Origin of the sequence: Synechococcus sp. W55.1 (assembly GCF_047461655.1) — a bacterium.
Taxonomy (GTDB): domain Bacteria; phylum Cyanobacteriota; class Cyanobacteriia; order Thermostichales; family Thermostichaceae; genus Thermostichus.
Genome location: NZ_JANSHN010000006.1, coordinates 16,123 through 40,145, shown reverse-complemented (window position 1 = coordinate 40,145; position 24,023 = coordinate 16,123). Strand labels below are relative to the sequence as shown.

General features: G+C 58.6%; 19 protein-coding genes. 10 read left to right on the top strand and 9 right to left on the bottom strand.

The features are described from left to right. Positions 1–26: 26 nt before the first annotated feature. Positions 27–734: a cob(I)yrinic acid a,c-diamide adenosyltransferase gene (locus tag NW816_RS04400; RefSeq protein WP_414408367.1), complete on the bottom strand. Its 708-nt coding sequence runs from the start codon at positions 732–734 to the stop codon at positions 27–29. 1,073 nt (positions 735–1,807) lie between these two features. Beyond that, on the bottom strand, positions 1,808–3,019 hold the full coding sequence (locus NW816_RS04395) for a phosphodiester glycosidase family protein (protein WP_414408366.1): 1,212 nt from the start codon (positions 3,017–3,019) through the stop codon (positions 1,808–1,810). Positions 3,020–3,355: 336 nt separating this feature from the next. On the opposite strand from NW816_RS04395, the gene NW816_RS04390 reads away from it, so the two are divergent. Continuing rightward, on the top strand, positions 3,356–4,282 hold the full coding sequence (locus NW816_RS04390; RefSeq protein ID WP_414408365.1) for a D-isomer specific 2-hydroxyacid dehydrogenase family protein: 927 nt from the start codon (positions 3,356–3,358) through the stop codon (positions 4,280–4,282). Between the two features lie 56 nt (positions 4,283–4,338). Here NW816_RS04390 and NW816_RS04385 read toward each other — a convergent pair whose 3' ends face one another. From NW816_RS04385 to gltX, 3 genes are all read right to left on the bottom strand, one after another. Next, positions 4,339–5,421 (bottom strand): isocitrate/isopropylmalate dehydrogenase family protein, encoded by a 1,083-nt coding sequence (locus NW816_RS04385; protein ID WP_414408364.1) that lies wholly within the window; start codon positions 5,419–5,421, stop codon positions 4,339–4,341. A 178-nt stretch (positions 5,422–5,599) separates the two neighbouring features. Next, complete coding sequence (locus tag NW816_RS04380) at positions 5,600–6,394, bottom strand: GAF domain-containing protein (RefSeq protein WP_414408363.1); 795 nt, start codon at positions 6,392–6,394, stop codon at positions 5,600–5,602. A gap of 79 nt (positions 6,395–6,473) precedes the next feature. Beyond that, positions 6,474–7,913 carry a glutamate--tRNA ligase gene (gene gltX, locus NW816_RS04375; protein WP_414408362.1) on the bottom strand — a complete coding sequence of 480 codons (1,440 nt, stop codon included), beginning with the start codon at positions 7,911–7,913 and terminating at the stop codon, positions 6,474–6,476. Positions 7,914–8,147: 234 nt separating this feature from the next. Here gltX and NW816_RS04370 point away from each other — a divergent pair, with 234 nt between their 5' ends. From NW816_RS04370 to NW816_RS04355, 4 genes are all read left to right on the top strand, one after another. Next, positions 8,148–8,498 carry a hypothetical protein gene (locus NW816_RS04370; RefSeq protein ID WP_414408361.1) on the top strand — a complete coding sequence of 117 codons (351 nt, stop codon included), beginning with the start codon at positions 8,148–8,150 and terminating at the stop codon, positions 8,496–8,498. A gap of 111 nt (positions 8,499–8,609) precedes the next feature. After that, positions 8,610–11,399, top strand: coding sequence for a cation-translocating P-type ATPase (locus tag NW816_RS04365; RefSeq protein WP_414408419.1), 2,790 nt, complete (start codon positions 8,610–8,612; stop codon positions 11,397–11,399). Between the two features lie 241 nt (positions 11,400–11,640). Beyond that, positions 11,641–15,975, top strand: a complete 4,335-nt coding sequence (locus NW816_RS04360; RefSeq protein WP_414408360.1) for a PAS domain S-box protein — start codon at positions 11,641–11,643, stop codon at positions 15,973–15,975. Between the two features lie 34 nt (positions 15,976–16,009). Next, a complete protein-coding gene (locus NW816_RS04355; RefSeq protein WP_414408359.1) occupies positions 16,010–17,242 on the top strand; it encodes a response regulator in 1,233 nt (410 codons plus the stop codon). A 35-nt stretch (positions 17,243–17,277) separates the two neighbouring features. Here NW816_RS04355 and NW816_RS04350 read toward each other — a convergent pair whose 3' ends face one another. Then, entirely contained in the window at positions 17,278–17,649 is a 372-nt protein-coding gene (locus tag NW816_RS04350) for a HesB/IscA family protein (RefSeq protein WP_414356101.1), read from the bottom strand. 113 nt (positions 17,650–17,762) lie between these two features. On the opposite strand from NW816_RS04350, the gene NW816_RS04345 reads away from it, so the two are divergent. From NW816_RS04345 to dusB, 5 genes are all read left to right on the top strand, one after another. After that, positions 17,763–18,731, top strand: coding sequence for a ribonuclease Z (locus tag NW816_RS04345; RefSeq protein ID WP_041437346.1), 969 nt, complete (start codon positions 17,763–17,765; stop codon positions 18,729–18,731). A 29-nt stretch (positions 18,732–18,760) separates the two neighbouring features. Beyond that, a complete protein-coding gene (locus NW816_RS04340; RefSeq protein ID WP_414408358.1) occupies positions 18,761–19,624 on the top strand; it encodes an RDD family protein in 864 nt (287 codons plus the stop codon). A gap of 91 nt (positions 19,625–19,715) precedes the next feature. After that, a complete protein-coding gene (gene rpmG, locus NW816_RS04335) occupies positions 19,716–19,910 on the top strand; it encodes a 50S ribosomal protein L33 (protein WP_011433240.1) in 195 nt (64 codons plus the stop codon). A gap of 29 nt (positions 19,911–19,939) precedes the next feature. Further along, a complete protein-coding gene (rpsR, locus tag NW816_RS04330; RefSeq protein WP_011433239.1) occupies positions 19,940–20,155 on the top strand; it encodes a 30S ribosomal protein S18 in 216 nt (71 codons plus the stop codon). A 16-nt stretch (positions 20,156–20,171) separates the two neighbouring features. Next, on the top strand, positions 20,172–21,257 hold the full coding sequence (gene dusB, locus NW816_RS04325; RefSeq protein ID WP_414408357.1) for a tRNA dihydrouridine synthase DusB: 1,086 nt from the start codon (positions 20,172–20,174) through the stop codon (positions 21,255–21,257). An 81-nt stretch (positions 21,258–21,338) separates the two neighbouring features. On the opposite strand, the gene leuB is transcribed toward dusB, so the two are convergent. The 3 genes from leuB to petB all read right to left on the bottom strand — a co-directional run bounded on the left by leuB (position 21,339) and on the right by petB (position 23,898). Further along, the gene (gene leuB / locus NW816_RS04320; protein WP_414399133.1) at positions 21,339–22,454 is read right to left on the bottom strand and encodes a 3-isopropylmalate dehydrogenase; all 1,116 of its coding nucleotides are present in this window, start codon (positions 22,452–22,454) and stop codon (positions 21,339–21,341) included. Positions 22,455–22,639: 185 nt separating this feature from the next. Next, complete coding sequence (gene petD / locus NW816_RS04315; protein ID WP_011433236.1) at positions 22,640–23,152, bottom strand: cytochrome b6-f complex subunit IV; 513 nt, start codon at positions 23,150–23,152, stop codon at positions 22,640–22,642. Positions 23,153–23,250: 98 nt separating this feature from the next. Then, positions 23,251–23,898 carry a cytochrome b6 gene (gene petB, locus NW816_RS04310; RefSeq protein ID WP_041436518.1) on the bottom strand — a complete coding sequence of 216 codons (648 nt, stop codon included), beginning with the start codon at positions 23,896–23,898 and terminating at the stop codon, positions 23,251–23,253. Positions 23,899–24,023 lie beyond the last annotated feature (125 nt).

The window sequence follows — 24,023 nt, the reverse complement described above, 5'->3', positions numbered from 1 at the left end:
ATATGTACTGTTTCTGTCAGCTTCTGTCAGCAGTGCGGAGCAACATAGGGTGCCGTAGGCATAGCACTTGTGCCGTTGAATTGAGGGGGATCCAGAGAGCAGGCAACATTCGCATCGGCAGTGCGGAGCCCTGGGCCTGGGATGCCACGTAGGCGCAGCTGCGTGATCAAGTCGGCCCGCTCCAGAAACGAATCTGGCATCTCCGGCCCGGTGATCACCATGTCCATGGAGATGGGGCGTTGGTCGATTAAGCTCAGCACTTCCGCTTCTGGGATCAGGCCCAACTTCACAGCCAAGCTCAGCTCATCCAACACCACCAAGTCATAGCGGCCACTCCTGACAGCCTCCTGGGTGAATTGCCACAGCTCATCCAATGCCACCCGCTCCTCAGGCTCTAGGTGAGGTGTATCGATGCAGCGGTGCAGGCGACAACGAACCCACTCCAAGGATCTGCCCAGGGAGAGACGATTTTCGGGCCCCTGATTGATCCCACCCTTGAGAAATTGCACGATCAGCACCCGCGTTCCCTGGCCTGCCAAGCGCATCGCCTGAGCCATGACGGGCGTAAACATGCCCCGGCTGGGGTGGGTGTAAAGCTGCAGGGATCCCTGGGGAACCAACTGGGCGGAGAGGGATCCATTCTGCTGAAGGAAAAGCTCGCCGGCAGCAGGGCTGGCTTGAGCCGCAGGCTGTTTGGCGCGGGCTACAGGAGCGGCATCCTTGGAGGAAGGCATAGGATTTGGAGAAGCAGTGCAAACCACGTTCTATCTCGCGAGCAGGCTAGAGAACACGGCCCTAGGTTACAAGGCCTACAAGTGGTGGAGAGCGTCGGCTATGGATTCCATGAAACACCACCTGTGCGTATCCGTCAATGAGTCGGTTCTGCTTCTAGCTGGCATACAAATCATCCCCAATAGAGTAATAGAAAATACAATCCTTGCCCATCCTAGCCTTTTGGCACAAGAGGCAATACCTGAAAAGCTTTGACAGGGGATCTCAATAAAATTTCAGGCCTAGCCCAGAAGCTTGTGTGTGGGGCTATCTCACTTGAGTATAGAGGTGCTCTATAAAAATTTGAGAAAAAGATCAATTTCTTCCAAATAAGGTTGACTCTCACAAACAGGAATGCCAGTACCAGCAGCCTACCCACGAGAGAGGAGCAAGGGTCAACCTATCCCAAAAGCCTTGTCCACCAGGAGAGATAGTCATTTTTAAAATAACTATACATTTGGTCGGGAGCCGGGTAGGCCTACACATTAGCGAACATTCGTAGTAGAGAGAATTGTAACCAAAAGTCCAAGGAGTTAATTTCTAACCTCGAGAGTGAAGAAATATAAATTCGTCAATCATCTTCGTCAAAAAATGGATTATTGACAATACTTTTTTGAAAACCAGCATCTGATTTAGCAGAAGCGTAAAGAATTGCGTGCCTTTTATACTCTGAGGTCGTCTTCTTCAAGAGATCGCCTCTTTGATCATTTTTCTTACCGGTCTCAAGGCCAATGTTTTCTACTTAATTTAATCTCTATTTCTGTTATGAGAAATGAGCATTGGGCGTTCGTTTGGATCCCACTTAAAATTGACCTGAAAAAGCTCTGGGGCTTTGGGTGCTGAGATTGCCGGGATCCCATTGCGCAATCAAAGCCGAGTCCTTCCTCTGGCGAGGAGAGATTTTTGTTGAGAAGGTAGATCCAATCCTGGAGAATACTTGACCCCTCATCCAATCAGCCAGAAAGTCCGGGGATCCCACCCTCGATCCCTGGATCAAAGGGAAAAGACTCCATCCCGCCGGCACAAAAGTTTTCTGTCACCGACTTGGGCTTGGGAAAAACCCTAGGCCATTGTGAACTCGGGGTGTACGCCGCCGGGATGGACTGGGATCCGTCTCGCTGTTGATTGGGCTGGCTTCTGGGTGCCGGTGTTCCCAATTGACGGCCTCTCCCCCCAGCACCAAGGTGGAAGCATTGCCCCCATCCAAGTTCAAGGCATGGCGACAGCCCAATTGCTGCATCAACTGCGCCATCTCCAGCAGGGTGAGCCCTTGGTTTTCCTGGGCATTGCCGGCGGTAACCAGCAGCAAATGTCCGCTGTCCAGTTGGCCGATGGCACTGCGGGCGGCTCGCTGCCGGCGAAAGAGAGGCTGAAATCCCTCCAATCGGGCATCCAAAACCACCTGTCCATCCAAGAGCAAGAGCGGCCCTGCGCCCAAGAGGTGAGGATAGGCTTCCAGCTCAGGCGGATCCAAGCGCAGATAAAAGCTGAGGCGATCCCCAGGAACCAGCTTGCGGGCTTCTAGGGCACCTTCTAGCCCCCGCCCTGCCAATACATACCCCTCACTGGGAATCTGTACCGTTAAACTGCCGGCCAGGCCAGCCATCAGAATCTCTTGCACCCGATCCTCCCGCACCATCACGAGCATTTCGTCGTCCGTTTGGGTGGTGTAGGTGGATCCCCAGTCGGGGGTGAACTGGGAGATGCCGGGCAGGATATAGCCTGTATTGATGCCCACCACTGGGATTTGATCCCCAATGGCATTGCGCAGCTCTGCTTGCATCCGCAAACGGGCAAAGCGCACGGATCCCCCTTCTTGCCCTGCCGTCCCATCCGACCAGGCGATGACCCCACGACCCAAAATGGGGCTGGAGATCCAACGGCCATCCCGACGAATTGCCCCCAGCGGCTGACGGGTGTTGCGGTTGAAAAACCCACCGTTAATGGCGGCTACTGCTCCCTGTTCGGGGCCAAAGGAAGACAGCTCCCCCAGACCCACCAGCCCCGCAGGTGCAGCCCAGATAGGCCGCAGTTGGCCCGCTGCGAGAGAAATGACCACGATAGAAACGGGGATCCGATTGTCTCCAACCCAAACCTCCTTCTGGTACAAAGGGATCCCTTGCACCACCCGCACCGGCTGCACACCGAGGGTCACCTGAGCTTGAGCAGCCACGCTGGGCAAAAAGAGAGCAGCAGTGCAGGCTAACCCCCAGCCCATGACCCAGGCGCTCAGCTTGGTTTTGGACATGTCTTCACGTCTTTAGGGCTTCACCATTGTCATTGGGAGATGATTATCCCCCTGCGGCAAAGGTTCCCATCACAATGAGCGACAACAGGATCCCGGGAAAGAGCAGCGTCACCAAGATCAGCAGTTCGGATAGGGTCATTGGGGAATGCTACCTACTTAAGGATTGAGCCAACACAGCAGCCCTAATTTTCACCCTAGCGATCCTATGGAAGTGGCCCAGGATCCCTTTGGGATCCCTTAACACTCGATCACCGGTTTTTGCGGCTGCCCGTGCATGCCATCTCTCGCTCTGCCGACAGTATCCTGGCAAGGGGAAAGCCTTATCCAACGGTTCCTATGGGCATCCAAGGCAAACGCATTGCCGTCGAACCCGGCCATCTTCGCCCCTGGCTCAAAGAGGCTGTTTTGGCAGGGGGTGGCGAAATTGTGCCCCTGGCAGAAGCAGAAGCCTTGGTCTGGGCCGATGCCTTTGATGTGCCCGGCCTGAAGTGCTGTCTGGCGGAAGGGAAAGGGATCCGCTGGGTGCAGTTGCCCTGGGCGGGGGTAGAGCCTTTTGTCCGGGCAGGGGTTTTGCATCCTGCCTATGTGTGGACTTGTGGCAAGGGAGTCTATGCTCAACCGGTGGCAGAACATGCCTTGGCCTTGACCTTGGCCGGCTTGCGCGACTTGAAGATCCGCGCCTTGGCCCAAACGTGGCAGGAAGGCTCCGGTACCAGCCTCTGGGGCAGCCGCGTGGTCATTTTTGGGGCCGGGGGCATCGCCCAAGAGTTGATCAAGCTGTTGCAGCCTTTTCAGTGCTCCATCGACGTGGTGCGTCGCAAGGCGGATCCCTTGCCGGGGGCCACGCGGGTGGTGACACTCGCGGAACGGCAAACGGTGTTGGCAGGGGCAGATGTGGTGATCCTGGCTTTGGCCCTCACGCCGGAAACCGAGGGGATCATCGCCCAAGCTGAGTTGGAGCAGATGGGATCCCAGTGTTGGTTGGTGAATGTGGCGCGAGGAAAACACATCGTGACCCCCGACTTGGTGGCCGCCCTGCAGCAGAGGGTCATTCGCGGGGCTGCCTTGGATGTTACGGATCCTGAACCCCTGCCAAAGGGGCATCCCCTTTGGAGTCTGCCCAATTGCCTGATTACCCCCCACACTGCTCTTACCGATGCCATGATTGTCCCAGCCCTCTCTAAGCGGGTGCGAGAAAATGTGCGGCGCTTCCGGGCCGGGGATCCCTTGCTGGGGGTGGTGGATCTGGCTTTGGGGTACTGAGGCCCCCAGTCCCTCCCTTTTGAGGAGCCTGGGATCAGAACATTTGACGCCAAACCCTACTGCGGAGCCATCTCCCGCACGCGGGCAGCAATGGCCTTGGCCATTTCCTGAGTGCCGACGGGATCCCCTGTGGCCAGGTCATAGGTGACCTGCTTGCCCTCGGCGATCACCGCCTGCACCGCCGCCTCCACCCTTGCGGCAGCCTCCCGCTCTCCCAGGTAGCGCAGCATCATCGCCCCGGAGAGGATCAGAGCGCAGGGGTTGACTTTGTTTTGGCCAGCGTACTTGGGAGCAGAGCCGTGAATGGCCTCAAAAACCGCAATCCCATCGCCAATGTTGGCTCCTGGCGCCACCCCCAGCCCGCCGATCATCCCCGCGCACAAGTCGGAAATGATGTCCCCATAGAGGTTGGTGAGCACCAGCACATCGTAGAGCTGCGGCTTTTGCATCAGTTGCATGCACATGTTGTCCACGATGCGATCTTCAAACTCGATGTCGGGGTACTCCTGGGCCACCTCCCGTGCCACCTGCAAAAACAAGCCATCGGTGAACTTCATGATGTTGGCTTTGTGAACTGCCGTCACCTTCTTGCGGCCATTCTGGCGGGCGTACTCAAAGGCAAATTTGACAATGCGGCGGCTGCCGAAGTCCGAAATGGGCTTGATGCCAATGGCGGATCCCTCGCGGATGGGTTTGCCGGAGAGGCGCATCATTTCCTCCCGCGCTTGGATGGCTTCCGGCGTGCCCCGTTCAAACTCGATCCCGGCATAGAGATCTTCAGTATTTTCCCGCACCACCACTAGGTCAATGTCTTGAAAAGGGCTTTTGACACCGAGCATGGATTTGGCCGGGCGCAGATTGGCGTAGAGATCCAGCTCCTTGCGAATGGCTACGTTGACCGAACGAAAGCCAGTACCTACGGGAGTGCCAATCGGCCCTTTGATCGCCACTTTGGTTTCCCGAATGGACTCCAACACCTGGGGCGGCAAGGGGGTGCCGTATTTCTCGATCACCTCCACTCCTGCTTCTACCGGGATCCATTCGAACCGAACCCCAGTAGCCTCCAAGACCGTGGTCATCGCCTTGGCCACTTCCGGGCCGATGCCATCCCCAGGGATCAAAGTCACACGATAGGCCACAGATGCTTCTCCTCGCAGTGTTAACGACAGCGCAAAAACTCCGCCTTGCCAGCGTGAGAGGATCCCTCCACCAGACAGGTTAGAGAACCGGGAACCCTTGAGCTTAAACGACTATAGAACAGGTTGAGACTGAAAATGCTGCGTCCGCTACCTTGAAAAGACTGGGCTGGGGACAAGATTAGGAACTCGGCGGCAAAGAGATCCGCAGTTCCACCACTGTGCCACTGCCAAAGCGGCGATTACGCCAAGCAATGCTTGCCCCGATCAACTCGGCTCGGTAGCGCATGTTGAGCAACCCGTGTCCATGGCCAGACGGCTGGGCGGGATCCGCCCCGCTCTTGGACTCCGGCATACCGCAGCCATCGTCGATGATCTTCAGCTCCAAGTGGGTGTAGGGAGCCTGAGGGTTGATAGAGGAACCGGCGTCCTGTTGAACCTTGGGCTGAATGATGAGATCGATGCGCCGTGCCCCCGCGTGTTTGACAATCAGAAAGCTGGCTTCCAGAGGTGTCCGGCTCAGCAGAGCCAAAGCCCCCAGCCGCTCCTCCCCCCGGTTAATCGGGTAGGCAACAAAGCCTCGCAAGCCATTGGCCTTCACCCACTCCGGGGCGGGCATCCAGGCTTCTTGGGCGGGATTGTTGCTCAAAAGCGGCAGACCCTCCTGGGCCACCCGTCCCAAAGGGCTGTCGTCAGGGTAGATCCGCTGAATTTGGTCATGAGCAGGACTGAGCAGGCCGGCATGGGCCACCGACTGAAAACATCCTTCCTGTGGGTCGAAAAACCAAAGGCGAGCTGAGGCTGCACCCAGACGATCCACCATCTGCCGTACCAAGGTCTGGGCCAACTTGAGCACACACTGCTCCAGCTCCCTCGTCTCTACAGAGTCCGAAGAGGATAGGGAAGACAACTGAGAGGAGAGCAGCACCAGTTCTTGGACAATTTGGTTTGCAGCCTGTAGCTGGCGTGACAGCATGGGATCCCGATTGCGGCAGCGGTGCGGAGCACTTTCAACAGAGGCAACCGAAGGCTTAACAGCAAGAGATAAACTTCCATCAACAAGAAACCAACTTCTGCACAGCCTCTAACCGCCCCAAGGCCCAGCCCCGCCGCTGGAGAAGGGCAAAAGATTCCAGCAAATCCGGCCCCTGCAGATCCCCTGTCAGGGCGGCCCGCAAACTCTTCATCAGCAGGCCCTTTTTCATGTTCTGGCCCTTGGCCACCTGATCCACCAGCGGTTTTAAGCTGTCCGCCGAAACCTGGGGCAGCTCGGCAGCAGCCAACGTGGTGGCCATTGCAGCCATAGCCTCTGCCACCCCAGGCAGGCGCAACTGTTCCAGAGCTGGCAACGTGTAGCTGAGGGGCTCCTGAAACAAAAAGCGGCTGAGCGGAGGAGCCTCTGCCAGGCGGTCGATACCATCGGCAATCAGGCGGGCCACATCTTCCAACCAGGTGGGATCCGGCACCTCGGAAAGGTCAAACCCTGCCGCCTGCCAAAAGGGGGTGAGCCGTTCTACCAGTTCTGGCGGAGAAAGCCGCTTGATGTACTGGCTGTTGATCCAGTTGAGCTTGTCCCAGTCAAAGCGGGCAGCCGCACGGTTAACCCGGTCAAAGTCGAACAGCGCAGCCGCCTTTTCCAAAGAGAAAAGCTCTTCCCCATCCGGGGGCGACCAACTGAGCAAAGCCAAATAGTTCTTGAGAGCTTCCGGCAAAAAGCCCAGTTGCTGGAACTCTGCTACCGAAGTTGCCCCATCCCGTTTGGAGAGCTTTTTCCCCTCCGGGTTCAGGATTAGCGGAGAATGGGCAAACTGGGGAGGTTCGTGGCCAAGAGCACGGTAGAGCAAAATCTGCTTGGGGGTATTGCCGATGTGATCTTCGCCGCGAATCACATGGGTGATGCCCATGTCGATGTCATCCACCACCACCGCCAAGTTGTAGAGAGGGCAGCCATCCGCCCGGGCAATGACCATATCCCCCCCCAAGTCCTGGGTGTTCCAGGTAATGGGGCCGCGAATGAGATCCACCCAAGACACTTCCAGGGGCTCCTCGATTTTGAAGCGGATCACCGGCTGCCGACCCTCGGCTTCGTAGGCCCGTCGCTGGGCTTCGGTGAGAAAGCGGTGGCGGTTGTCGTAGCGGGGGGCTTTGCCGGCGGCCTTCTGGGCAGCGCGCATCTCCTCCAGCTCCGCCTCGCTGACGTAGCAGCGGTAGGCCAACCCTCGATCCAGAAGCTGCTGTACCACCGCTTGATAGCGCTCGATGCGCTTGGATTGGTAGACCGGCCCTTCGTCCCAGTCTAGGCCCAACCAGGCCAGGCCCGCCAAAATGTTGCGGGTGTAGCGGGGCAAAGAGCGGTCGCGGTCGGTGTCCTCGATGCGCAAAATGAACCGGCCACCGTGGCGACGGGCATACAGCCAGTTGAACACTGCCGTTCGGGCGGTGCCGATGTGCAGATTTCCGGTTGGGCTGGGGGCAATGCGAACACAAACACTCACAGGTCTAAGGATCCCAAGCAGAGTATCCCGATCCTAGTCGGCGGCGAGATCCTTTGTCATGTTGGCGTTCTATTGGGTTGCAGGCGGTTGCCAATCGAGGCATTTCGAGTAGAATCCGCCTTAGCTGCCGGTCAAAAGGTAGGCTTCATGGGGATCCAAGTCAATGAGCAACGTTCAAACCCCGCTTTTTTCCGGTGTTGAGGAAAAGCTGTAGCGCAGGAGGAATCACAGCACATGCGTCTGACTTCGGCCATTCTTCTGGGTTGTCTATCCGCCGGGATCCCGGCTGGATCCGCCTTGGCCCAAATTGCCTATCCTTCTTATCCGGTGGGAGATGCCCTAGACAGGATCCTGTTGGATACAGGTAGGAATGTGGATCCGGTCACTTTCCCTGAAGAAGTGGTGCGCTCCCAGGCTCGACAAACCACCGCCTTCTTCACGACTTTGCTGAACCAGCGCACCAACATCCCACCCCTGCGCTCGCTGGATTTGCCCAGCCCCTATCAGGCTTCGGTTCGTACCCAGGCCGGATATTACCGCGTCACCCAGACAGAGCCCGTTTTGGATTTTGAAATCTTGCGCTAGGCAAGGCAGGTATTCAGGGCCTACTCCAGCACCGGTCTGCTGCTGTCAGAATCCTCCTCCTGTGGGGCGGGGAGTATGTCAAAATTCGGCAAGAACCCTTGAGTGGCCGCAATGATCCCACCGGATGGATCCTCCCTTTCCTCTGTCCCTGCTTGGCATAGCCTCACCCTTGCCGCCGCCATCCAGAAGTTGCAGACCGATCCCGATCGCGGCCTCACCACTCAGCAGGTAATCCAGAGGCAGCGGGAGTATGGCCCCAATGAGCTGATCACCTCCTCTGGCCGTAGCTCCTGGCAAGTCCTGCTGGATCAATTCCGCAACGTCATGCTGCTGATGCTGATCGCTGTAGCCGCGATCTCGGCCACTTTGGACTTGCAAGAAGGCGAGTTTCCCAAAGATGCCCTGGCCATTTTGTTGATCGTCGGCCTCAACGGCAGCCTGGGCTATTTGCAAGAAAGTCGGGCGGAAAAAGCGCTGGCAGCCCTGAAAAAACTGGCTTCCCCTACCGTGCGGGTGGAGCGGGATGGCCTGTGGCAAGAAGTTCCGGCCAGCCAACTGGTGCCGGGGGATCGCGTGTTGCTGGAGGCGGGGGTGCAGATCCCAGCCGATGGGCGCTTGGCCGAGGCCGTGAACTTGCAGGTGCGAGAGGCAGCTTTGACCGGAGAAGCCACCCCTGTAACCAAACAGGCAGACTGCGTCCTCCCGCCGGATATCGAGCTGGGGGAACGGCGCAACATGGCCTTCATGGGCACCGAAGTGATTCAGGGGCGAGGGATCCTCCTGGTCACCAGCATCGGGATGAATACCGAGCTGGGCAAAGTGGCAACCTTGCTGCAATCGGTGGAGACCGAGCCCACCCCGCTGCAGAAGCGCATGAGCCAACTGGGCAATGTGCTGGTGTCGGGATCCCTGGCTTTGGTGGCCTTGGTGGTGGGGATAGGGCTGCTGCAAGCCGGGAGCATGGCCCCCTTTACCTCGCTTTTGGAAACTTCCTTGAGCATGGCCGTGGCCGTGGTACCAGAGGGGCTGCCTGCGGTGATCACTGTCACCCTGGCCATAGGCACCCAACGCATGGTGCGCCGCCACGCCCTGATCCGCCGCCTGCCGGCAGTAGAGACCCTGGGATCCGTCACCACCATCTGCTCCGACAAAACCGGCACCCTCACGGAAAACAAAATGGTGGTGACCGACATCGTTACCCCCGACCGCCACTACCACGTCAGCGGCAGCGGTTACATCCCCAAGGGCTCCTTCTACTGCGGCGGCCAGCCCATAGATCCCGGGAGCGCCCCGGATCTGCAGGCCATCTTGCGGGCCGTGGTGTTCTGCAACGATGCCCTGTTGCAGGCCAGCCTCCAACCCGTTGCCGGTCGCAACCCACGGTCTGCAGTTTCTTCTCCCCCTTCAACGCCCACCTGGTCCATCCTGGGGGATCCGACCGAAGCAGCCCTGCTGGTGGCAGCCGCCAAGGCCAACCTCCACAAAGGCTCTTTACAGGAGCGCTACCCACGGGTGCAGGAGCTTCCCTTCAGCTCGGAACGAAAACGCATGAGCGTGGTGATCCAAGAAAACGGCGGCTACTGCGTCTACATCAAGGGATCCCCAGAGCTGGTGCTGGAGCGGTGTGATCGCATCCAGAAAGGGGGAACTTGGCAGGAACTGTCGGAAACCGATCGCCAGGCCATCCTCGGCACCAATAACCGCCTGGCCGCCCAAGGTATCCGGGTTCTGGGGGTAGCCACCCAGAGGCTAGAGCGGATCCCGGACAACGGGGAAGAGGTGGAGCACAACCTGGTTTGGCTGGGCTTGGTGGGGATGCACGATGCTCCGCGACCAGAGGCGCGAGAGGCCGTGGCCCGCTGCCGAGAAGCTGGGATCCGCACCCTGATGATTACCGGCGATCATCAGCTCACGGCTGTGGCCATTGCCCGGGAGTTGGGCATTCTCGAGTCCGAAGATCAGGCCATTGACGGACGCACCCTCTCCCGCCTGAGTTTTGAGGAGCTGCTGCAAACGGTGCAGACGGTCAACGTCTATGCCCGCGTGGCACCCGAACACAAGCTGCGCATTGTGCAAGCCCTGCAAAAGCAAAACGAGTTTGTGGCCATGACCGGGGATGGGGTTAACGACGCGCCTGCTCTGCGCCAGGCGGATATCGGCATTGCCATGGGCATCACCGGCACCGATGTGAGCAAAGAGGCCAGCGACATGGTGCTGCTGGACGACAACTTCGCCACCATCGTGGCAGCCATTGAAGAAGGGCGAGTGGTCTACAGCAACATCCGCCGCTTTGTGAAGTACATTTTGGGCAGCAACATCGGTGAGGTGCTGACAGTGGCTGCTGCCCCCATCCTGGGCTTGGGGGATGTGCCGCTGACACCCCTACAGATCTTGTGGATGAACTTGGTGACCGATGGCCTGCCCGCTCTGGCCTTGGCTTTGGAACCGGCGGAGCCAGGGGTGATGCAGCGCCCCCCCTTCAACCCCAAAGAGAGCATCTTCGCCCAGGGGCTGGGAGCCTACATGGTGCGCATCGGCGTGGTTTTTGCCATCTCCACGATCCTCATGATGGCCATTGTGGAAGCCTACATCCCCCACTGGCGCACAATGGTCTTCACCACCCTGTGTATCGCCCAGATGGGCCATGCGCTGGCCGTGCGCTCCAACGAGAAGCTCACCATCGAGACCAACCCTTTTTCCAACCCCTACCTGCTGGGCGCGGTCCTGACCACTCTGCTCTTGCAATTGGCTCTGCTCTATGTGCCTTTCTTGCGCAGCTTTTTTGGAACAGAGGAGCTAAGCCGTACTGAACTTTTAATCTGCCTGGGTTTCAGCACCGTGGTCATGGTTTGGGTGGAGCTGGAAAAACTCTACTGCCGCTGGCGCAAGGGATCCCGCTGAATCTTCACAATTATTTTTCACAATAAAGCATCTTCACAATAAAGAGTCTCTCTCCCTACTGCACCCAGAAACAAAGCTTTGAGCCAAGACTCATTTCCCCAAAAAGCCACTCTTGAGGAATCCTGCCCATTGCATAGAGGCCATTTCCGCAAGTTAGCTGAGCTTCCCCTTTTGACCTCCAAGATAAGCTGGAAAGACTTGCTGGGATACTGTGGAAAGGGGGCAGGAATCTCTGGGTTCTATGCACAGAGAGCTATGGGCGGTAGGGAAAACGGTGGGCCTGGTGGATCCCTCTGGCCTTGCCTTTTGGCTGCTGGGATCCCTCTTCTTGGCTCTCCTGCTGCTTGGCGTCAGCCTGGGGGAAAGTCAGCCGCTTTCTGTCTTCAGAGGGATCCTGGGATCCCTTTCTCGAAGATTTCCCTTCCAACCTCCTAGAGGCACCCCCAGCCCAGAGGCTCGTTTTCGGGCAGCCTTGGAAGCCAGCTTGGATGCTATTTACCTGCTGGAGGCGGTGCGGGATCCCGTTACCCGCGAGATCCGCGACTTTGTCTTTGTGGATGTCAACGCCAAGGGGGGAGAGCTCATTTCCCTCCAGCGCCGGCAGATCATCGGCCAGCGGCTGTGCGAGCTGCTGCCCATCAACCGCTGGGGGGGCTTTTTTGAGAAATACAAGCGAGTGGTGGAAACCGGCATTCCTCTGGAAGAGGAGTTCCCCATTTCGGGGCAGCCGGGCTTGAAGGCCAGTTGGATCCATCACCAAGTGGTGCCGGTGGGAGACGGGATCCTCATCACCAGCCGCGACATCAGCGAGCGGGTCAAGATGGAGCGGGCTCTACAGGAAAGCGAGTCTCGCTACCGCGCCCTCTACGAGGCCATTCCCGACTTGATTTTTGAGCTCAGCGCCGAGGGAGTCATTCTTCATTGCAAGCCTTCCCCTTACGTTCCCACCCGACATCCGCCTGAGTTTTACGTGGGTTGCCGCGCCCAAGACGTGTTTACTGGCTCGCTGAAAGAGCAGTATCCATCTCTGGCGGAGGGGGCCTTGGTCAGCCAGACGCCGCAGTACCTAGAGTACGAAGTTGAGATTGAGCCGGGGATCCGCTGCTATCGGAGAGCCTGCGTTGTCGCTCACGGGAGAGACAAAGTTTACATCCTGGTGCGAGATATCACCGAGCGGAAACAGGCGGAGTTGGCCCTTAGAGAAATGGAAGCCACCCAGCGGGCCATTCTCCAAGCCATCCCCGACCTCATCCTTCGCCTGAATAGCCAGGGCATCTGCCTGAGCTTTATTTCCGGCGGCGATGTCCATCTTTACTGCCCAGCAGAGCGCCACTTAGGTCGATCCCTCCAGGAGATTCTGCCGCCAGCGCTGGCCGAGCAGCGGCTTTTCTATGTTCAGCAAGCCCTGGCCACCCAAACCCAACAGCGCTACGAGTACAGCATTGAAGTTCAAGGGGAGGTACGCTACGAAGAGGCCCGCATTGTCCCTCTCAACAGCCAGGAAGTCCTGGCAATCGTGCGGGATATTACAGAAGCCAAGCAGGCGGAGCTGGCCCTGAAGGCTGCTGGACAGCTGCAGCGAGCCATTCTAGAGACCATTCCCGACTTGATCTTTCGCCTGGACAGCCAGGGCATCTGCTTGAGCTTTGTCTCGGGGGGCGAGGTTCTTCCCTATGGCTCACCCGACACCTACGTGGGCCGATCCCTGCAGGAGCTTTTGCCACCGGAGTTGGCCGAGCGGCGGCTTTTCTTTGTTCAGCAGGCTATAGCTACCCAGACGCGGCAGCGCTACGACCAAAGCATCGAGATTGAAGGGGAGACCCGCCACGAAGAGGTGCGCATTGTGCCCCTCAACCCCCAAGAGGTGGTGGTGATCGTCCGCGATGTAACCGACAGGGTGCGATCCCAGCAGGCCGTCCAGGAAAGCGAGCAGAAGTTCCGGGCTCTGTTTGAGAATGCCGCTGTGGCCATCCTCATCCGCCATGCAGAGACGAGCGAGATCCTGGAGGCCAACTCCCAAGCCATTTCGGCCTATGGCTTCTCCAGCCTGGAGGAGCTGCGGGCCTTCGACGCTTGCGAGCAGTCTCCCTATCGCCGGGCTTTGCAGGGGAGGGAGTTTGCTTTGCAGCCCCACTTGGAGCAGGCCCGCCAGCAGGGATCCGCCCGCTTTGAGTGGCAATGGCAGCGGCAGGATGGCCGAGTTGTCTGGGAAGACGTGTTTGTGCAGCCCCTTGTCTTGCGCGGGATCCCGTGTTGGGTGTTTACCGCGGTGGACATCACTGCCCGCAAGTCGGCAGAAGCGGAGCTGGAGCAGTTTTTCTCGGTAGCTCTGGATTTGCTCTGCATTGCCGATGCCCAAGGGTACTTTCGCCGTCTTAACCGAGCCTGGGAGACTACGCTGGGCTATTCCCTGCAGGAGCTGCAGAGCCGACCCTTTTTGGAGTGGGTTCACCCGGAAGATGTCCCCGCCACACAGGCCGCCATGCAGCAGCTTGTCGAAGAAGAACAGCTGGATCACTTTGTCAACCGCTACCGCACCCAGGACGGCAGCTATCGTTTCATCGAGTGGCGAGCCTCTTTGGCCGGATCCCTGGTCTACGCCGCCGGACGGGATATCACCGTAGCCAAGCTGGCAGAAGAGCAGATGAAAGCAGCCAAGGAAGCTGCCGAAGCCGCCAGCCGCGCCAAGAGCGAGTTCCTGGCCACCATCAGCCACGAGATCCGCACCCCCATCAACGCCATTTTGGGGATGACCAGTCTACTCCTGGACACCTCCTTGGATCCGCAGCAGCAGGATTGGGTACAGACCATCCGCTATGGAGGCGAGGTGCTGCTGAACCTGATCAACGACATCCTCGATTTCTCCAAGATCGAGTCCCAAAAACTGGAACTGGAGGAAATACCCTTTTCCTTGCCGCAGTTGGTGGAAGAGCTGCTGGATTTGATGGCCGCCCAAGCCCAGAGCAAGGATCTGGAACTGGTGGCTTGGGTGGATCCCAGCCTGCCGCCAACCTTGATAGGGGATCCGGGCCGCCTGCGGCAAATTTTGGCCAACCTGCTCAGCAACGCCATCAAGTTCACCCCCCAGGGAGAGGTAGTGGTGACGGTCGAGGCAGGGGAGAGGGATCCCGAAAAGCAGTGGGTAAGCGTTCAGGTGCAAGATACCGGCATTGGCATTCCCCCGGAAAAATTGGATCGCCTCTTTAAGCCCTTCAGCCAGGTGGATAACTCCATCAGCCGCCAGTTTGGCGGCACCGGTCTGGGCCTGGCCATCAGCCAGCGTCTCTGCCAGCTCATGGGGGGAGAAGTCGGGGTGGAAAGTCAGCCAGGCCAGGGATCCACTTTTCGCTTTCGCATTCCCCTTCGCATTCCCCTGAAGAGGTTAGACCAGGAGCCATCGGCAACAGCTGCGCCGGATCCCAGCTTGGCCGGTAAGCAGATCTTGCTGGTGGAAGATAACGCCAGCCAACGGCAGCTGTTGGCCCGACTGCTGAGCGCTTGGGGCATGGAGGTAACCTGTTGTGCCTTGGCGGCAGAAGCCCAGGCTGCAGCTAGAACCCATTCTTTTGACCTAGCCCTGCTGGATGCCACTCTGCCAGGCCAGGATGGCCTAACCTTGGCGGCTAACCTGCGGAAAGCGCAACCCCACCTGTTGCCCATAGTGCTGACGGGGCGCAACTTCCTCTCCACAGCAGACCCTCTCCCCACTTTGGCCAAGCCGGTCAAAGCCTCCCAACTGCGGAAGCTGCTGCTGGGGCTTGTGGGAGAAAAAGCTCCTTCCTCCTTATCTTCCTCTCCCGCCGCTCCTCCCTCCATTTGGGACGCGACCCTGGCCAGCCGCTACCCGCTTCAGATCCTGGTGGCAGAGGATAACCCGGTTAACCAGAAGGTGATTCGCCTCATGCTGGAGCGATTGGGCTACCGGCCCGACATAGTCGGCAACGGTCTGGAAGCCGTCCAAGCTCTGCGCCTGCGACCCTACGATCTGGTGTTGATGGATATGCAAATGCCGGAGCTGGATGGTCTTGCGGCCACCCGTCGCATCCGCGCTGAACTGCCTCCTGAGCGCCAGCCTCGCATTGTTGTCCTCACGGCCAATGTGTTTTCGGAAGGCCGTGCTGCTGCCCAAGCTGCTGGGGTAGATGGCTATCTAACCAAACCCTTGGAGCCGGCTACCCTAGTCCGGGTTCTTCAGGGATCCCTTCCCCTTCCCATCCCGGCCAGCCAAGAAGAGGATCCGCCCCTCGACCCCGTTATCCTCGCCCAGATGCGGGCAGTCTTCAGCTCCCCCCAAGCCTGGCAGGAGATGGTCCAAATCTACCGGCAAGACAGCGAGGCTCTGCTGGGATCCCTGCGGCAGGCCCTAGAGCAGCGGGATCCCCAAGCCATTGCTCGGTTGGCCCACCGCCTCAAAGGCGGCAGCAGCACCCTGGGCGCCAAACGTCTGGCCGAGCTGTGTCAGCAGTTGGAAAAGCTGGTTCATGCCGAGCCAGCCAGTTCTGTAAAATGGGATACTATAGAGCAAGCCGTGCAGAAGCTGGAGGTGGCATATCGGCAAGTTATCCTCAGTCTCTGAGTGCAGAGCTTTTCTCCCTCTCCTCTCGATGCCTATGCTGAGGCCCAATCCCCACCCTCCGGCCAGCTCGCCGGCGGTTCCTGAGGCCCAGGCGGGATCCCCCTCTCCTGAAAAGAAGCCGTTGTTGTTGATCGCGGACGATGAGCCCAGCCAGCGACTCTTGGTTCGCTACGCCCTTGAGCGAGAAGGCTACCAAGTTCTAGAAGCCAGCAGCGGCGAGGCTTGCTTGCAGCTAGCCGCCCAACACTCAGTGGATATGGTGTTGCTGGATGCGGTCATGCCAGATTTGGATGGGTTTGAGTGCTGTCGCCGCCTCCATGCTCAAAACTCGGATCTGCCCATCCTCATCGTCACTGCGCTGGAAGATGAGTCCTGCGTGGATGAAGCCTTTGCTGCCGGGGCCAGCGATTACATTTCCAAACCCATTCGTTGGGCGGTTTTGAAGCGGCGCATCCGCCACCTGATCCAGGCCAGCCAAGCCCAACGCCACCTGCGGGAACTTAACCAAGCCCTAGAAGCCAAAGTGCAGGAACGCACTGCCCAGCTGGCCTGCCAGGTACAGGACTTGCAGCAGCTCAGCCGCCTTAAGGATAGCTTTCTGGCCAGCGTTTCCCACGAGCTGCGCACCCCCCTCACCAAGATCAAGCTGGCCCTGGAACTGTTGGGCCGCACTCCTCTCAACGAGAAGCAGTGCCAATACCACCGCATCGCTTTGGAAGAGTGTCAGGCTGAAATTGAGCTGATCAACAGATTGCTGGATCTGCAGAGCCTAGAAGCCAAAGAGTTGAGCTCTGCGGCTGCCGCCATCGATCTCCACAGCCTTTGCACAAGCCTACTCAATGGGGTGCGAGAACGGGCTCAGGCTCGGCAACTGAAGCTGGAGATGGCGGAGCTGACCTCACTTCCCGCAGTGCTCTACAGCTACCCGCAGCAGCTAACCCTGATCCTGAAGGAACTGCTGGAAAATGCCTGCAAGTTTACCCAGCCGGGCGGAACCCTCCGCTTGGAGGTGCAAGCCTTTCCCGGTGGGGTTGAGTTAAGAGTCGGCAATACCGCCCAAATCGAGCCTGACCACCTGCCCCACCTTTTCGAGCGCTTTTACCGGGTGCCCTCTGAGGATCCCTGGGCGCAGCCGGGCAGCGGCCTTGGACTGGCCTTGGTGAAGCATTGGGTGGAGTATCTGCAGGGCCAAGTCCGGGTCACCAGCCAGAAGGGATGGACTTGGTTTGTCCTTTGGCTGCCCAGCCTAGAGCCCTCCAACCGTTGACGCCCAAAGGCGGGTGGGAGGCAGCGATTGAGACTTTAGTGACCAACGACAGCAGCAGTCTCAGCAGTGGCAAAGGAGGTGCCACACCCACAGCTAGCTATTGCATTGGGGTTCCTGAAGCGGAAACCGCCCCCCAGCAGATCCTCGGAAAAGTCGACGGTGGTGCCGCTGATCAAGGTCATACTCAAGGGATCCACCGCCACCTGGATATCCCCAAAGTCGAAGGTATGATCGTCAGGGTTGGCCCGAGACTCGAAGTTCATTACGTAAGAGAGGCCAGAGCAGCCGCTCGGCTTGACCCCTAGACGCAGGATGGGCTGGGATCCCTCTTTTTCGTACTTGCTGCGCAGGCGCTTCAACTCTTGGATGGCGCTGTCGGTCAGGGTGATCATGACAAGAAGGCTCAAGGGTACGTTCTACTCCCCATCCTATCAAGGGTTTTTTCTCGGCCAGCGAGAGCAGTTGGTAAGCTAGGGATCCCAATCCTTGAGGTCTTGCCCCTGTGACAGATCCCAATGCCATTCGGATCACCTTTTTGGGCACCAGCTCCGGCATGCCCACCCGCCAGCGCAATGTCTCTGGGGTGGCGGTGCAGTTTCCCCAGCGGTCGGAATGGTGGCTGTTCGATTGTGGCGAGGGCACCCAGCACCAGTTGCTGCGCCTAGACGAGCTGCGCCCCAGCCAGTTGCGCCGCATTTTCATCACCCACATGCACGGGGATCACATCTACGGCCTGCCGGGGCTGTTGGCCTCCTGTGGCTTGGGCAGCACCCCTGAGCACATCGATATCTACGGCCCGCCGGGCCTGGAAGAGTACCTGAAGGCCGTGTTGCGCTACAGCGAGACGCGCATCCCCTACGGCTTCCGCGTTCACACCGTCGAAACCGGCCTCATCCTGCAAGAGCCGGAATACTCCGTCTTCTGCGCGCCCTTGGATCACCGGGTGCCCGCCTTCGGCTACCGCGTGGTGGAACAGGATCGGCCAGGCAGCTTTAATGTGGCCAAAGCCCAAGCCGATGGGATCCCCTTTGGCCCTCTGTATGGGCAGCTCAAGGCCGGCCAATCCATCATCTGGCAGGGCCGCTGCTTTCACGGACGGGATTATGTCGGGGATCCCATTCCGGGCCGCAAATTCTCCTACTGCACCGACACGATTTTCTGCCGCAATGCTGTTGATCTCTCCCGGGCTGCGGATCTGGTCATCCACGAGGCTACCTACGCTCAGGCTGACTTGGAGCTGGCCCGCCGCTCTAAGCATTCCACCGCCGCCATGGCCGCCCAAGTGGCCGCCGAAGCCAAGGCCCAAGCTTTGATCCTCACCCACTTCAGCCCCCGCTACACCCCAGAGGCCCCCATTACCTTGGAAGACCTGCTGGCAGAAGCTCAGGCCATTTTTCCCAATACCCTGCTGGCCCGCGATCGGCTGACCTACGAGATCCCCCGTCGCAGCCCGTCCCCTCTGCCGGTGGGTGTGGGCTTGCCTCGCTAGAATGGTAGAACTGACTGTCTCAACCGGCAATGACGGATCCCAGACCCTACCCCGAACGTCCCCCATTTCCAGAGCGGCCCAAAACCGAACAACTGGATCAAACTGCCAACGAATGGCGAGCCTTCAGCGCTTTGCCTCCTGCCACCTCTCTGCCCCCGGTTCAAGCCGAGCGGCCAGTCCCGCAAACGGCTGCTGAGGGGGAAACCCTGCCGAAATTGGCTCCCTGGAGTAAACGGATAGGGGCCTTTGCCCTCGACTTTGGGCTGGGGCTGGGGATCTCCTACCTAGCCCAAGGCTTGGCTGCTCTGGTGGGATCCGATGCAAGCGCAGTGGACATGGTCGGCTATATCGCCTTCTTCGCCACCTGGCTGGTGAACCGCGGCTATTTCCAGTCCCGCCCTGAGGGCCAAAGCCTCGGCAAATGGCTGCTGAACATCAAAACCCTGGATCCCGAGACCGAAGCCTCGCCGCACCTGGTTCGTTCTCTGGCTCGAGAGGGGGTGCTCTCCCTCTTTGTGCTCACGGAGGCCCTGCTGGTGCCTCTGGCTGCGGATGGGCTGTTTGCCGTCTTCGACAAGGAAAAACGCCAAACCATTCACGACCGCGCCGGACGTACCCTAGTGGTGGAAGCGGAGCGGGGCTATCACCTGGATGAAAAAGTCTTGCGGTTTTTGCAGGACATCCTAGAGGGGGACGCTGCTGACGACGTCAAATCGGCTGCTCGCGACCTGCTGCGCCAAGCCCAGCGCAATGACACCGTGCGGGATCTGTCCAAGCAGTTGCAGCGCCTGAGCAAAGATGTGGATCGCAACGCCCGTAGCCTACGGCAACAAACGGGCAAGCAAGTGAAAACTTGGGTTGATTCCGTCAAGGAAAAGTTGGATAATTGGTGATCGCGCTTATCGAGGTAAACCCCCATCTCCAGCCTCAGGATCTGGGATTGCAGTTTCCTCATTGCCGTTTACCTTCGTCTTGGGATCCGTCATGGCCAAAGCAAAGGGTGCCCGCATCATCATCACCCTGGAGTGCACCGAGTGCCGCACCAACGTCAACAAACGTTCTCCAGGTGTGAACCGCTATACCACCACCAAAAACCGCCGTAACACAACAGCCCGCTTGGAGCTGAAGAAATTCTGCCCCCACTGCAACCGCCACACCGTCCACAAAGAGATTAAGTAGTTCAAGCCGTTTCGCCGTTCTCCTGACCTATGGTTTACGCTCGCCGCCGCCTGTCTCCCATTAAGCCGGGAGAGCCCATTAGGTACACCGATGTGGAGCTGCTCAAGAAATTTGTTACCGAGCGAGGCAAGATCTTGCCCCGCCGCATCACCGGCCTGACCGCCAAACAGCAGCGGGAGCTCACTGCCGCGATCAAACGAGCGCGCATCATGGGTCTTCTTTACTTTGTCAACAAAGAGGGATAGCTTTCTCCGGATCCCGATGGGCCTGCAGCTTTCGCCGGAACTCCAAGCCCGCTTGTCCCAGCCCCTCAATATCGGCGGGGTAAAAGTTTTGAGCCGCGTTTTTCAGGCGCCGCTGTCAGGGGTAACCGACCAAGTCTTTCGAGGGCTGGTGCGCCGTTTTGCCCCCCACAGCTTGGTTTACACGGAAATGGTCAGCGCGACCGGCTTGCGCTATGCCCGCCAGTTGCCCCGCATCATGGAGGTTGGCGAGGGGGAGCAGCCTATTGGCATCCAACTGTTTGATTGTCGGCCCGACTTTCTGGCGGAAGCAGCCCGCATGGCTGTGGACGAAGGGGCGACCTTGGTGGACATCAACATGGGCTGCCCGGTGAACAAGATTACCAAAAACGGCGGCGGCTCTTCTCTGCTTCGCGATCCCGACACGGCAGCGCGAATTGTGGAGGCGGTGGCCAACGCAGTGGAGGTGCCCGTAACCGTGAAAACGCGCCTGGGCTGGTCAGATCAGGAGATCAACATTTTGGATTTTGCCCACCGTCTGCAGGAGGCAGGGGCGCAACTGCTCACCCTGCATGCCCGAACACGCGCCCAAGGCTTCAACGGCAAAGCCCGCTGGGACTGGATCCGCCGCGTCAAACAGCACCTGCGCATTCCCGTCATCGCCAATGGGGATATTTTCTCGACAGCCGCAGCGGTGAAGTGTTTGGAGGAAACCGGAGCCGATGGGGTGATGTGCTCCCGCGGCACCATGGGCTATCCCTTTCTGGTGGGGGAAATCGATCACTTCCTGAAAACCGGTCAAGAAAGACCGGCCCCCACTCCCCTGGAGCGGATTCAAATGGCCTTAGAGCATCTGCGCGGTCTCTGGGAGTACAAGGGAGAACGTGGCATCCGTCAGGCCCGCAAGCACATGACTTGGTACATCAAAGACTTTGCCGGAGCCTCTCAATTCCGTGCTCTCCTCTGTCGCATTGAGACGGTGCAGGAAGGGGAAGCCCTGCTTCTTCAAGCCATGGAGCGCTGCCAAGAAGCCACACCTCGACCGGAAGAGACGGTTGAAGCGACTGAAGAGGTTGACCTTCTCCCTGAGGCCGGTTGGGCGTAGCTCCAAGGATCCCCACAATTGGAAATTGCTTGGAAATCGCCGCACGTCTGCCTTGGCTGTAGCCTGTGGCCCCGAAAAAGGCTATTGCGCCTGCTGCTGGGACAGGGCTGCCACCAACTTTTCTCCCATTTCCTGGCAACCCACTAAAGTCATTCCCTCAGAGTAGAGGTCTGGGGTGCGGTACCCTTGCGCCAAAACGGCTTCTACCGCCTGTTCGATGCGGTCGGCAGCTTGTGGCTGATCCAAGGAGTAACGCAGCATCAGGGCGCCGGAGAGCACCTGGGCAATGGGGTTGGCTTTGTCTTGTCCGGCAATGTCGGGAGCCGACCCATGTACCGGCTCGTATAGGCCGGGGCCAGAGGATCCCAGAGAGGCAGAGGGCAGCATACCAATAGAGCCGGTCAGCATGGCCGCTTCATCGGAGAGGATATCGCCGAAGAGATTGCCCGTGAGGATGACGTCGAACTGCTTGGGCCAGCGCACCAACTGCATGGCGGCATTGTCGATGTACAGGTGGGAAAGTTCCACCTCCGGGTACTCAGCCGCAATGACATTGACCCGCTCCCGCCACAGTTGCGACACCTCGAGAACGTTGGCTTTGTCCACCGAGCAGAGCTTGCGCCGGCGTTTGCGGGCCAGCTCAAAGGCAACTCGGGCAATCCGATCCACCTCAGCTTCGCTATAGACCATGGTGTTCACGCCGCGCCGAGATCCTTGGGCATCCGTGAAGATTCCCTTAGGTTGGCCGAAGTAAATGCCCCCCGTCAGCTCCCGCACTACCACCAGGTCGATCCCCGAGATCACCTCTGGCTTCAGGGAGGAAGCCCCCACCAGTTGAGGGAAGACTTTTACCGGGCGCAAGTTGGCAAACAGCCCCAGCCCCGCCCTCAAGCCCAACAAGGCCCGCTCCGGGCGTTTCTCAGGAGGCAGAGCGTCATACTTGAAGTCGCCGACAGCAGCCAGATAAACGGCATCGCTCTCTTGAGCCATTTTCAGGGTTTCTGCCGGCAAGGGATCCCCAGTCTGGTCGTAGGCGGCCCCGCCGATCAGGCCCTCTTGCCACTGAAGAGCAAATCCCATCTGCCGGGCAACTGCATCCAAAACGGCTCGTCCCACCCGCATGATTTCGGGGCCGATGCCATCTCCGGCAAGGGCTGTGATCCGATAGGTTCGAGCAGTTGAAGAAGAAGTGCTCATGGGCAGTCAAGCTGAAAACGAGGGCGTAGAGATACTACCACTTCGGCGGGCTGGCCCATCCCTTGGCACACAGGTTTGCAGACAACTCCTCTAAAAAGCTCTCCAAAAGAGAAAGTGCAGCCCGGCCACCGACCTGCTGCACTCTCGAGCGAGCAACCCACCAAGCTGCAGTCCCAGATGTTCTTTTAGAACAAGCCCAAGGTGACCCACTTATCCAAGGGCAAGGTGGCACCTATGCCCAGGTAGAGGGTGACCAAGGTGCCGATCAGGAACACCGTTGTCGCCACTGGGCGGCGCAAGGGGTTTTGGAACTTGTTGACGTTTTCGATGAAGGGCACAAACAAGAGACCGACAGGAATGGCAGACATCAGAGCAATTCCCAACAGCTTGTTGGGAGCAATCCGCAGGATGTGGAAGGCGGGGTAGAGATACCATTCCGGCAGAATTTCCAGAGGCGTAGCAAAGGGATCCGCCGGCTCCCCTACACCTGCCGGATCCATGACTGACAGGCCGACAATCACTCCAATAGTGCCCAGGATCACCACTGGAAACATAAAGAGCAAATCGTTGGGCCAAGCGGGCTCACCATAGGTCATGTGGCCCATGTTTTTCTTCAGCTTGGCTACAACTTTGGGGTTGTCTAGATCAACCTTGCGGGTAATGGCCTCGGTCGCTATCACCTGTTTTGAGACGGCCATGGGAGTTCTCCTTATCTAGGGACAAAAGTTCTGAAAAAGTGGCAGGTAAAGATCCCAGTTACCAGGAAAGTCAAAGGCGTCTGGGAGTCAAACCTTGCTCACAAAGGCCCAGAAATGCCTTGGCGGCGGATCATCAAAAAGTGCATGGTCATAAAGACTGCGGTCAGCCAGGGTAGCACGAAAGTGTGCAAGCTGTAGAAGCGAGTCAGGGTAGCTTGACCCACTGCTTCGCCACCCCGGATCAGTTGCACCAACAAGTCGCCCACCACCGGAATGGCACTGGGCACACCTGAGACGATCTTGACTGCCCAGTAGCCCACCTGATCCCAGGGCAGGGAGTAGCCGGTAACGCCAAAGGAGACGGTCAGCACCGCCAAGATCACGCCGGTTACCCAGGTCAGCTCACGGGGCTTTTTGAATCCCCCTGTCAGATAGACCCGGAAGGTGTGTAGGATCATCATCAGCACCATCATGGAGGCGCTCCAACGGTGGATGGAGCGCAACAGCCAGCCGAAGTTCACCTGGGTCATGATGTAGTTCACCGATTCAAAGGCCTCAGCCACCGTCGGACGATAGTAAAACGTCATGGCGAAGCCGGTGGCAAACTGAATTAAGAAGCACACCAGCGTCACCCCGCCGAGGCAGTAGAAGATGTTAACGTGAGGCGGAATGAATTTCCCTGTTGCGTCGTCGACGAAAGGCGTAATCTCCAGCCGCTCGTCCAACCAGTCGTAAACTTTGCTCATAATGCCTGCAATTCTTGAAATTGGATCTCGAGGGCGGGGCAAGCCCACTCTACTCAGCAATGTAACACAATCTTTTAACACCATCCTGGCGTCGGGCTCAGCTTGGGGACGAAGATCTCGATCCC